1 protein-coding gene (cut by a window edge) is annotated in these 12,960 nt (G+C 67.5%); it reads left to right on the forward strand.

Going from position 1 to position 12,960, the window contains the following annotated elements; all coding sequences use genetic code 11:
• Positions 1-12,960, forward strand: the start of a protein-coding gene (locus ACIBW7_RS26640; RefSeq protein WP_397050839.1) for a non-ribosomal peptide synthase/polyketide synthase. Its footprint extends 30,828 nt past the window's final position; 12,960 of the gene's 43,788 nt are visible here — the first part of the coding sequence; it begins with the start codon at positions 1-3; its stop codon lies off the right edge, out of view.

Here is a 12,960-nt window from a genome sequence, read left to right on the forward strand (position 1 = left end):
TTGGACCGGCTGGATTTCGGCGGAAACGGCGAAACTGGTGGCGAACGGGCGCACGCTGATTCGAGGGAGTCGAGCGAGCCGTTCCCGTTGTCCCCGGCGCAGCTGGGTATCTGGTACGCCCAGCACGTCGACCCGCAGGTGCCGATCAACATCGCGCAGTACGTCGACCTGCACGGCGACCTCGACCTGAAGGTCCTGCGCGAGGCGCTGATCAGCTCCGGGCAGGAGCGCGGCTCCGGCATGCTCTGCATCACCGAGATCGACGGCCAGCCGTATCAGTGGATCGACTACACGATTCCGGACCGGGACAAGGTCTACTACGTCGACTTCCGCGGCGAGGCAGATCCCGAGGCCGCAGCCATGGCGTGGATGCGCGCCGAGTACAGCGCCCCGCTGAACCTGCTCGAGGATCGGCTGCTGCGCTTCGCGGGCCTGCAGGTGGGCGATCACCACTGGTACCTGTACCTGCGCGCGCACCACATCGTGCTCGACGGCTTCGGCGCGGTGACCAACCTTTCCAGGGTCGCCGAGTGGTACACCGCCCTGTTGAACGGCACCGAGCCTGCACCGGCCAATGCCGCGCACTTGCGCACGCTCCTCGAGCAGGAGATGGCCTACCGGGACAGCTCCCGGTTCCAGTCGGACAAGAAGTACTGGGCCGAGCGGGTCGCCGGCGTGGAGGACGGCACCAGCCTGACGGGCCGGTCCGCGGGACCGGCGCCGATCAACACCCTCAGCAGTGTGCTGCTCTCGGACGAGCAGAACGTGGTGCTGGAAGCGGCTGTGGCGCGCCATGATTCGTCGCCGGCCGGGTTGCTGCTCGCCGCGTTCGCCGGATATCTGGCGCAGTGGACCAGCTCCGAGGACGTGATCCTGAGCCTGCCGGTGACTGCGCGGACCACTGCCGTGATGCGCCGCTCCGGCGGCGTCTCGTCGAATATCGTGCCGTTGCGGCTGCGGATCGGGCACGAGACCACCGTCGCCGATGTGCTCAAGCAGGTCCAGGTCGAGGTGACCGGCGCGCTGCGACACCAGCGCTACCGGCACGAGGACATCCGTCGCGACTCGGCCGGTGCCGGCGTGGTGACCAGGGAGTTCTTCGGCCCCTGGATCAACATCATGCTGTTCCAGGACAAGATCAGCATGGGCTCGATGGTCGGCACCATGGTGGTGCTGTCCACCGGCAGCATCGAGGATCTCGGCGTCAACTTCTATCAGTCCGAGGGCGGTTCGCGCGCGCGCATCGACTTCGAGACGAACCCGAACCTGTACTCCGAGGCGGAGACGCGGCGTCAGCACGAACGCTTCCTCGAATTCTTCGAGCGCTTCCTGCGGGCCGAGGCCGATGCGCCGGTCTGGGGCCTCGAGCTGACCACCGCGGCGGAGCGGGAGCTGACCGTCGCGGAGTGGAACGACTCCGAGCAGGACGTCCCGGAAACCACGCTGGCGGCCCTGCTGGATGCGCAGATTCAGCTGACCCCGGACAACGTCGCGCTGGATTTCGAGGGCGCGCAGCTGACCTATGCGGAGTTCGCCGCGCGGGTCAATCGCCTGGCCCGGTTCCTGATCGCCGATGGTGTCGGCCCGGAATCGCTTGTCGCACTTGGTATGCGACGTTCGCTGGATCTCGTCGTCGGTATGCACGCGGTGCTCAAGGCCGGTGGCGCGTATGTGCCGATCGATCCGGATCATCCGGCCGATCGCACCGCCTACATCCTCGAGTCCGCGGCACCGGTCTGTGTGCTGACGGTCTCCGGTGACGAACTCGAGCTGCCGGAATCGGTGCGCCGAGTGGAAATCGACACCCTCGACGTATCTGCCTACGACGATGCGCCGGTGGCGGATTCGCAGCGGCGCGCGCCGCTGCGTCCGGACAACACCGCCTACGTGATCTACACCTCGGGTTCGACCGGACGCCCGAAGGGTGTTGCGGTAACCCATCATGCGATCGTCAACCAGCAGCTGTGGATGCTCGACGAGTACCGCCTGACTGCCGACGATGTGTACCTGCAGAAGACCGCGACCACCTTCGACGTATCGCTGTGGGGTTACTTCCTGCCGCTGATGGTCGGCGCGAAACTTGTTGTCGCGACCCCGGACGGGCACCGCGATCCGCTGTATGTCGCCGAGATGATCGAGCGGCACGGCGTCACCGTCACCGACTTCGTGCCGTCCATGCTGACGGTCTTCGTCGCCCATGCCACCGCCGCCCAATGTGCCACGCTGCGTGCGGTTTTCGTCATCGGTGAGGCGCTGCCGCCGGAGACCGCCGCTGGTTTCCGCGCGATCACCTCGGCCGGTCTGCACAACCTGTACGGCCCCACCGAGGCCGCGGTCTCGGTGACCTACTGGGAGGCAACCGCCGCCGACACCGTCACGGTGCCGATCGGTATTCCGGAGTGGAATGTCCAGGTCTACGTGCTGGATTCGCGGCTGCGCCCGGCGGCGGTCGGCGCACCGGGTGAGTTGTATCTGGGTGGACGTCAGCTTGCGCGCGGTTACCGCGGCCGCCCCGATCTGACCTCGGATCGGTTCGTCGCCAACCCGTTCGGCAGCAACGGCGAGCGCATGTACCGCACCGGTGACCTGGTGCGCTGGAATGTCGCGGGGACCCTGGAATACATCGGCCGCACCGACTTCCAGGTCAAATTCCGCGGTCAGCGCATCGAACTCGGTGAGATCGAAACCGATCTGCTCGCCCATCCGGCGGTCAGCCAGGCCGCGGTGCTGGTGGTCGATACCGCGACCGGTCAGCAGTTGGTCGCCTATGTCGTGCCCGCGCCTGGCCAGTCGATCGCTCCACCCGATGGCCACTCCGCAAGCTCCGTGGACGTGATCGAACTCACCCGGTTCGTCGCGGAAAAGCTGCCGAGCTACATGGTGCCCGCGGCGATCATGGTGCTGGACGCGTTCCCGCTCAATACCTCCGGCAAGCTGGATCGAAAGGCCCTGCCGGAGCCGGTGTTCAGCGTGGACGCGGCCGCATTCCGCGCGCCGCGTACCCCGGCCGAGCAGATCGTGGCGGCGATCTTCGCCGATGTGCTCAGCCAGGAACGCGTCGGCATCGATGACAACTTCTTCGATCTGGGCGGCAACTCGCTGGTCGCCACCCAGGTGGTGGCGCGGATCGGCGCGGCATTCGGCACCCGGATCGGCGTGCGTGCGCTGTTCGAGACCCCGACCGTGGCCGGGCTGGCCGCCCGCGCCGAATCGGCGCCGCCCACCGAGCGGCCACGACCGGCCCTGGTGGCCCAGGAACTGCCCGAGCGGGTGCCGCTGTCGCTGGCACAGCAGCGGATGTGGTTCATCAACCAGTTCGACTCCACGGTGCCGACGTACAACCTGCCGTTCGTGGTGCGGTTGGGCGGTCGCGTCGATTTCGACGCGATGCGGGCCGCGCTCACCGATGTGCTGACTCGCCAGGAATCGCTGCGCACCATCTTCCCCAACTCGGGCGACGGCGCCTATCAGCAGGTGCTGCCGATCGAGGAGGTCGACCTCGGTGTCGACGTCCAGCCGCTCGAGGCGTCCGAACTGCTCGACGTGCTCACCGAATTCGCCTCCACCGGCTTCGATGTCTCGACCGAGCTGCCCATTCGGGTGCGCCTGTATCAGATCATCGGTGCCTCCTCGGATGACACGCCCGAGTACGCGCTCGCGTTCGTGGTGCACCACATCGCGGCGGACGGCTTCTCGTTCGGGCCGCTCGCGCGCGACGTCACGACCGCGTATCTGGCCCGCGCGGCCGGGGAAGCGCCCGCTTGGGCGCCCCTGCCGGTGCAGTACCGCGACTACAGCCTGTGGCAGCGCGAATTGCTCGGCGCCGAAAGCGATTCCGAGTCCATGGCCGCCCGCGAGATCGCCTACTGGCGGGACGCGCTGGCCGGACTGCCGGATCAGCTGGATCTGCCCACCGATCGGCAGCGTCCACCGGTGCCGAGCTTCCGCGGTGCGCAGTTCGCTTTCGATATCGATGCCGAACTGCACACCCGGCTGAGCGCACTGGCCCGCGCCGAGGGCGCGACCCCGTTCATGGTGCTGCACGCCGCGCTCGCATTGCTGCTGGCTCGGCTGTCGGGCACCACCGATATCGCCATCGGCACCCCGGTCGCCGGACGTGGCGAACAGGCCCTCGACGACCTGATCGGCATGTTCGTCAACACGCTCGTGCTGCGCTCGGAGGTCGATCCGGGACACTCCTTCACCGAATTCCTCACGCGCACCAGGGAAGTCGATCTCGCGGCGTTCGCATACAGCGACGTTCCGTTCGAACGTCTCGTCGAGGTGGTCAACCCGACCCGCTCGCAGGCGCGGCATCCGCTGTTCCAGGTGATGCTGTCGTTCCAGGAAATGTCGCACGGCACACTGGAACTGCCCGGACTGTCGGTGTCGGCCGCCGAACTCGAAGTCCACATCGCCAAATTCGATCTGCTCTGGACGCTGACCGAACAGCGCGGCAACCAGGGTGAGCCCGCGGGCGTTTCGGTGGTCGTCTCCTACGCCACCGACCTGTTCGACGAGGCGACGGTGTCGTCGTTCGCCGATCGACTGGTGCGGATTCTGCGTGGCGTCACCGCGGATCCGGCGGCGATCGTCGGCGATATCGAGCTGCTCGACGAACGCGAGGTCGAGCTGGCACGCGACGGCTGGCACGGCGCGCCGCGCGAGCTCGAGGCGGCCGGGACGGTGAGCGATCTGTTCACCCGCCAGGCGGCCGCGACACCGGACGCCATCGCCGTGGTCGACCGTTCCATCGACGGCTTCACCCCGGCCGTCGGTGCGTCCTCGGCCAACCCGTCAACCGACCACCCCGCATCGAGTCGCTCCGCGGCGCTGACGTACGCGGATTTCGGGTCTCGGGTGCACACACTCGCGCGCTGGCTGATCCAGGCGGGCGTCGGCCCGGATGTTCCGGTCGCGCTCGGTATGCGGCGCTCGCTCGACCTGATGATCGCGATCCACGCGGTGCTCGAGGCCGGTGGCACCTATGTGCCGCTCGATCTCGATCAGCCTGCCGAGCGTATCGCCCATGTGCTCGATACCGCGGCGCCGGCCTATGTGCTGACCACGTCGCGGGACCGGTTCGCGCCGGAGGGCCTGGAGTCGCTCGTTGTCGACGAGCTCGATCTGTCCGGGATCTCGGATGCCCCGGTGACCGATGCCGACCGCATCTCGCCGTTGCGCCCGGAGCATCTGGCGTACGCGATCTTCACCTCGGGCTCCACCGGTCGCCCCAAGGGTGTCGGGGTATCGCATGCCGCGCTGGTGCACCAGATGCGCTGGCTCATCAGCGAATTCGGGATCGGCGCCGACGATGTCGCGCTGTACAAGACCCCGGCCACCTTCGACGCGTCGGTGTGGGAGCCGTTGGCGCCCTTGCTGACCGGCGGTCGAACTGTGATCGCCACCCACGACGGCTACCGCGACACCCAATATCTGACCGAGGTCATCGCCGCCGAACAGGTCACCGTGACCTCGTTCGTGCCGTCGCTGCTGACCGTATTCGCCGGCACCGTCGATCCGGCGGCACTGAGCTCGGTGCGCATGCTGCTGGTCGGTGGTGAGGCGTTCACCGGTGAGGCGGTGGAGGCGTTCCGCAAGCTCGGCCGCCCCGATATCACGCTGATAAACCTTTACGGCCCGACCGAATTCACCGTAAACGCCACCCATGCCGTCGTCGGCGAGGTGGTGCGCGGCGCGGTGCCGATCGGTGCGCCGGTCTGGAACACCCAGGCCTATGTGCTCGACGCGCGACTGCATCCGGTGCCGCCGGGTGTCGCGGGTGAGCTGTATCTGTCGGGCGACCAGCTGGCGCGCGGCTATCTCACCCGGCCGGATATGACGGCCGACCGCTTCGTCGCGAATCCGTTCGGCCCCAGCGGTTCTCGTATGTACCGCACCGGTGACCTGGTGACCCGCGATGCCGCGGGACAGATCGTCTACAGCGGTCGCACCGACTTCCAGGTGAAACTGCGCGGTGTCCGGATCGAGCTCGGCGAGATCGAATCCGCTTTGCGCGCCCATCCTGCGGTGGCGCAGGCGGTCGCGCTGGTCCGTTCCGACAGCCGGCTCGGCGATCAGTTGGTCGCCTATGTGGTGCCGACCGAGGCCGAGCCGGCGGCGGGATTCGACGTCGCGCTGCGCACGCATCTGTCCGCCATGGTGCCCACCTACATGGTGCCCGCGGCGTTCGTGACGTTGGAGGCCATGCCGCTCAATGCGAACGGCAAGCTCGATCGGCGCGCCCTGCCCAAGCCGGTCTTCGAGGTGCACACCTTCCGTGCGCCGAGCACGCCCATCGAGGAGATCGTCGCCCAGATCTTCGGTGAGGTGCTCGACCTGCCTCGCGTCGGCGTGGACGACGACTTCTTCGACCTCGGCGGCAACTCGCTGATCGCCACCCAGGTGGCCTCGCGCATCGGCACCGCACTCGATACCCGGGTGCCGGTGCGGATGGTGTTCGAGGCGTCCACCGTGGCCGCGCTGGCGGCCCGGGTGGAATCGCATGCCGGCGCCGGCGCCCGCAGTGCGCTGGTCGCCCGGGAGCGCCCGGAGGAGGTGCCGCTGTCGCTCGCGCAGCAGCGCATGTGGTTCCTCAACCGCTTCGATACCGCCTCCGCGGTCAACAACATTCCGGTCGCGATCCGACTGTCCGGTGATCTCGATGTCGCCGCACTGCAGGTCGCGGTCATCGACGTGATCGACCGGCACGAATCGCTGCGCACCGTCTTCCCGGAGACCAAGAGCGGTCCGGTTCAGGTCGTGCTCGACGCGGCGCAGATCGTGCCCGACCTGACTCCGTACCGGGTCACCGAGGAGACGCTGGTCGAGCATCTGATCGACCTGGCCTCCATGGCTTTCGACGTCACCGACGAAGTGCCTTTGCATGCAAGGCTTTTCGAGATCAGCGAGTCCGAGTTCGTACTCGGTATGGTGGTGCACCACATCTCGGCCGACGGTTGGTCGATGGGGCCGCTGGCGCGTGACGTCATGGTGGCCTACGCGGCACGCACCTCGTGGGAGTCACCCGCCTGGTCCGCGCTGCCGGTGCAGTACGCGGACTACGCGCTGTGGCAGCGTGAGGTGCTCGGCTCCGAGGGCGATCCGACTTCGCTGATCTCCAGCCAGATCCGGTACTGGACCGAACAACTCGCCGATCTGCCCGACGAATTGGTGCTGCCTTCGGACCGCCCGCGTCCGGCGATCGCCTCCTACCGTGGCGGCACCTACGCGTTCGTGATCTCCGCCGAGACCCAGCGCGCGCTGATAGATCTGGGTCGCAAGCACAATTCGTCGCTGTTCATGGTCATGCACAGCGCGCTCGCCGTGCTGCTGGCGCGGGCCAGCGGTACCAGCGATATCGCCATCGGTACCCCGGCCGCCGGTCGTGGTGAGGCCGCGCTGGACGACCTGATCGGCATGTTCGTCAATACGCTCGTATTGCGCACCGATGTCGCGGGCTCGGCGAGCTTCGCGGATCTGCTCGCCCTGGCAAGGGAAACCGACCTGCAGGCGTTCGCGCATGCGGATCTGCCGTTCGAGCGCCTGGTCGAAATTCTCAACCCGGCCCGCTCGCAGGCCCGCAATCCGCTGTTCCAGGTGATGCTGGCGTTCCAGAACGTCAAGCAGGCCAACCTCGAACTGCCCGGACTGTCGGTCAACGGCATCGATTACGACGCGCGACTGGCCAAATTCGATCTGCAGCTGACGCTGCAGGAGACCCAGGAATCGGGCGAGGCCGCCGGTATGTCGGCCGAAATCTCCTATGCCCTCGATCTTTTCGACGAGGACACGGTGGCGGCCTTCGCGCGGCGCCTCGATCGGATCCTGGCGGCCATCATCGCCGATCCGACCGTGCCGATCGGCGATATCCAGCTGCTCGACGATCAGGAAACCGCACTCGCGGTGGTCGGCTGGAACGACACCGAGCACGATTTGCTGCCGCGTCGTCAGCCCGGCCGCACACCGCGTCGTTCCGGTATTCGCAAGGGTGGCGGACTCACCTTGGTCGGCGAGTTCGCCGCACAGGCCGCGGCCACGCCGGATGCGGTCGCGATCGTGGATCCCGCGACCGGCACGTCGCTCACCTATGCCGAATTCGGTGCGCGTGTGCACCGCTTGGCGCGTCGGTTGATCGAGGCGGGCGTCGGTCCGGAAAAGCTGGTCGCCCTCGGTCTGCGGCGTTCGGTCGATTTCGTGGTCGCGGCGTACGCGGTGCAGGAAGCCGGCGGCGGCTATGTGCCGCTGGACCTGGATCAGCCGACCGAGCGGATCAGCTATGTGCTCGAGTCGGCGGCACCGGCCTGTGTGCTGACGACCTCGCGGGACAACTTCGAAAGCGGCGGGCTGCCAACGCTTTCCATCGATGAGCTCGAGCTGTCCGAGTACTCGGATGCGCCGGTCACCGATGCGGAGCGGATCGCACCGCTGCGGCAGGAGAACACCGCGTATGTGATCTTCACGTCCGGCTCGACCGGTCGGCCGAAGGGTGTGGCGCTGCCCCATGCGGCCGTGGTGAACCAGATCCGTTGGATCACCGGTGAATACGGCATCGGTGCCGATGACGTCGTGTTGTTCAAGACCCCTGCCACGTTCGACGTGTCGGTGTGGGAGCTGTTCGGCCCGTTGTCCACCGGTGGCCGGATTGTCGTCGCGAGCCCGGACGGGCATCGGGATCCGCAGTATCTGGCGGAAGTCATCGCGGCCGCGCGGGTCACCATGACCTCGTTCGTGCCGTCCATGCTGACCGTCTTCGCGGGCAGTGTGGATGCCGCCGGTGGTGCGGCGCTGGAGTCGTTGCGCGCACTGCTGGTCGCCGGTGAGGCCTTCACCGGTGACACCGTCGCCGCCATTCGCAAGGTCAGCTCCGCCGAGCTCTACAACCTGTACGGCCCGACCGAATTCGCGGTGCACGCGACGCACGGTCCGGTGGCGCAGGGTCTGGTCGGCGCGGTGCCGATCGGTCTGCCGGTCTGGAATGCCCAGGCGTATGTGCTCGATGCCCGCCTGCACCCGGTCGCGCCGGGTGTCGCGGGTGAGTTGTATCTGGCGGGTGCGCAGTTGGCGCGCGGCTACTTCGGGCGTACCGATCTGACCGCGGATCGCTTCGTGGCCAACCCGTTCGGCGCCTCCGGATCCCGGATGTACCGCACCGGCGACCTCGTGACCCGCAATGCCGACGGTGCGATCGTCTACCTCGGCCGCACCGACTTCCAGGTGAAGCTGCGTGGTCTGCGCATCGAGCTCGGTGAGATCGAAACCGCGCTCACCACACACGATTCGGTGGCCCAGGCGGTCGCGCTGGTGCGTGCGGATGCGCGGACCGGCGATCAGCTGGTCGCCTATGTGGTGCCGGCCAATGGCGGCACGGTCGACCTCGACGAGCTGCGTGCGCACCTGACCGAGCAGCTGCCGTCGTACATGGTCCCCGCCGCGATCGTGGTGCTCGACGCCATGCCGTTGAACCCGAACGGCAAGCTGGATCGGCGCGCGCTGCCCGAACCCGTCTTCGAGGCCAAGGAATTCCGTGCACCGTCGACCCCGATCGAAGAGATCGTCGTCGACATTTTCAGCGATGTGCTGAGCCACGAGCGCATCGGCATCGATGACAACTTCTTCGATCTCGGCGGCAACTCGCTGGTCGCCACCCAGGTGGTGGCGCGGCTCGGTGCGGCACTGGATACCCAGGTTCCGGTGCGACTGCTGTTCGAGGCGCCGACCGTCGCAGCGCTCGCCGCGCGGATGGAGGCCAGCGCCGGTGCCGGTGCCCGCCAGGCACTGACCGTGCGCCCGCGGCCGGAGTACCCGCCGCTGTCGCTCGCACAGCAGCGGATGTGGTTCCTCAACCGCTTCGACGCCGATTCGGCCGCCGACAATATTCCGGCGGCGGTGCGGCTGCACGGGCATCTCGATCTGCCCGCGCTGCGCGGCGCGATCGCCGATGTGATCACCCGGCACGAATCGCTGCGCACGATCTACCCGTCCCATGAGGGTGTGGCCTACCAGCAGGTGCTCCCGGCCGCGCGGGCGATTCCGGAACTGGAGATCGTCCCGGTCGCCGAAAGCGAATTGGGCAGTGCCCTCTATGAATTCATCGGTCGCGGTTTCGATATCACGACCGAATCGCCGGTGCGGATTCGGCTCTACCAGGTCGAGCGTGCGCCGCTGAGCAGCAAGAAGTGGCGCGACAACACCCAGAACCACGTGCTCTCGGTCGTCGTGCACCACATTGCGGCGGACGGTTTCTCGATGCGTCCGCTGGTCCGCGATCTGATGTCGGCCTACATCGCGCGCAGTTCGGAATCCGCGCCGGTCTGGCCGCCGCTCGCGGTGCAGTACGTGGATTACGCACTGTGGCAACGCGAAACGCTCGGCTCCGAGGACGATCCGACCTCGCTGATCTCCGAACAGCTCGGCTACTGGCGCGAAACCCTGGCCGGACTGCCGGAGGAATTGCGTCTCTCGCCCAAGCCGCGGCCGGTCGTCGCGTCGTATGAGGCACGCACGCACCGATTCCAGCTGCCCGGCGTACTCGTGGAGGCGCTCAACCGCGTCGCGCACGAGCACAACACCACGCTGTTCATGGTGGTGCACAGCGCCTTCGCGACCCTGCTCGCGCGGCTGAGCGGTTCGGATGACATCGCCATCGGCATCCCGGTGGCCGGTCGTGGCGAGCAGGTCCTCGACGACCTGGTCGGCATGTTCGTCAACACCCTGGTGCTGCGCACCCAGGTCGATCCGACCGAAGCGTTCACCGATCTGCTCGCCCAGGTGCGCGAGCGCGATCTGCAGGCCTTCGCGCACGCCGACGTGCCGTTCGAGCGTTTGGTCGAGGTGCTCAACCCGGCCCGCTCGCAGGCGCGGCATCCGCTGTTCCAGGTGATGCTGTCGTTCCAGAACCTCGGCCGCACCTCCCTCGAGCTGCCCGGACTCGCGGTTTCCGAACTCGGCATCGATCCGCCGACCGCCAAGGTCGACCTGCAGCTCACGCTGAGCGAGGGTGCGGAATCGGAGATGGCCGCCGAACTCGTCTATGCCACCGACCTTTTCGACGATCGGTTCGCGGACGCCTTCGCCGAGCGCTTCGTCCGGGTGCTGCGCGGTGTCACCGCCGCACCGGCGATCGTGGTGGGCGATATCGACCTGCTCGACGACACCGAGCGGACCCAGGTGCTCGACCGGTGGAACGACACCGAATTCCCGGTGGACGCGGCACTGACCTCGCCGGTCGGCGATGCGGCCGCGACGCTGGTCTCGTTGTTCGAGGCGCAGGTGCTGCGCACACCGGACGCCTACGCGGTCAGCTACGAGGGGACAAGTCTCTCTTATGCCGAGTTCGCCGGCCGGGTGCACCGTTTGGCGCGTTGGCTGAAGCAGAACGGCGTCGGCCCGGAATCGTATGTGGCCCTCGGCATGCGGCGCTCGATCGATCTGGTCGTCGGCATGTACGCGATCAATGCCGCCGGCGGTGCGTACGTGCCGCTGGATCCGGATCATCCGGCCGAGCGCATCGACTACATCCTGGAGACCGCGCGACCGGTCTGCGTGCTGACCTCCGGCACCGATCTGGAGACCACGGTGTCGCGCCAGGTCCGCATCGATGAACTCGACCTTTCCGAGTTCTCGGATGAACCGCTGACCGACGCGGATCGGCATCGCCCACTGCGTCCGGGCAATACCGCGTACGTGATCTTCACCTCGGGTTCGACCGGTCGTCCCAAGGGTGTTGCGGTCTCGCACGCCGCGATCGTCAACCGCCTGGTGTGGATGCACGCCGAATACGGTCTGTCGGCCGAAGACGTTGTGCTGCAGAAGACGCCGGCGACCTTCGACGTGTCGGTGTGGGAGTTCTTCTGGCCGTTGCAGGTCGGCGCCCGCCTGGTCGTCGCCAAGCCGGACGGCCACCGCGATCCGGCCTATATGGCGCGCCTGATCGTCGACGAGCAGGTCACCACGGTGCACTTCGTGCCGTCCATGCTCTCGGTATTCGTCGCCGAGGACCGCGCGGCCGAATGCACCAGTCTGCGTAATGTTTTCGCCTCCGGTGAGGCGCTGCCCGCTGTGGCCGCGCAGCGCCTGCGCCAGCTGACCGGCGCGCGGCTGCACAACCTGTACGGCCCCACCGAGGCCGCGGTCGACGTCACCTTCCACGAGGTGACCGACGCCGATATCAGCTCGGTGCCGATCGGTGCCCCGGTGTTCAACACCCAGGTGTACGTACTGGATTCGCGGTTGCGTCCGGTGCCCGCGGGCGTCCCGGGTGAGCTGTATCTGGCGGGTGCGCAGTTGGCGCACGGCTATGTCGGCCGCCCGGACCTGACCACTGATCGCTTCGTCGCCAACCCGTTCGGTGCCGCCGAGCGCATGTACCGCACCGGTGACCTCGTCATGTGGACGCCGCGCGGTGAGCTGGAGTACCTGGGCCGCACCGACTTCCAGGTGAAGCTGCGCGGTCTGCGCATCGAACTCGGTGAGATCGAGTCGGCGCTCACCGCCCAGGCCGCGGTCGCGCAGGCGGTCGTGCTCGTGCATTCGGATGACCGGACCGGCGATCAGCTGGTCGCCTACCTGGTCGCGAATCCGGACCGGGCCATCGAAATCGAGACCGTCAAGAACACGCTCGGCGAGCAGTTGCCCGCGTACATGGTGCCCGCGGCCTACATGGTGCTCGACGAGTTCCCGCTCAATGCCTCCGGCAAGCTGGATCGCAAGGCGCTGCCCGCACCGACGTTCGCGGCCAAGGTATTCCGCGCGCCGACCACCCCGGTGGAGGAGATCGTGGCGGGTACCTTCGCGGAGGTACTCGGTCTGCAAGGGGTCGGCCACGGCGTCGGCCTGGACGACGATTTCTTCGAACTCGGCGGCAACTCGCTGATCGCCACCCAGGTCGCCGCGCGACTCGGCGCCGCGCTGGATACCCAGATCCCGGTACGCGCGCTGTTCGAGGCGTCGAATGTCGCC

The sequence above is a fragment of the Nocardia sp. NPDC049526 genome (genome assembly GCF_044465765.1).
Taxonomy (GTDB): domain Bacteria; phylum Actinomycetota; class Actinomycetes; order Mycobacteriales; family Mycobacteriaceae; genus Nocardia.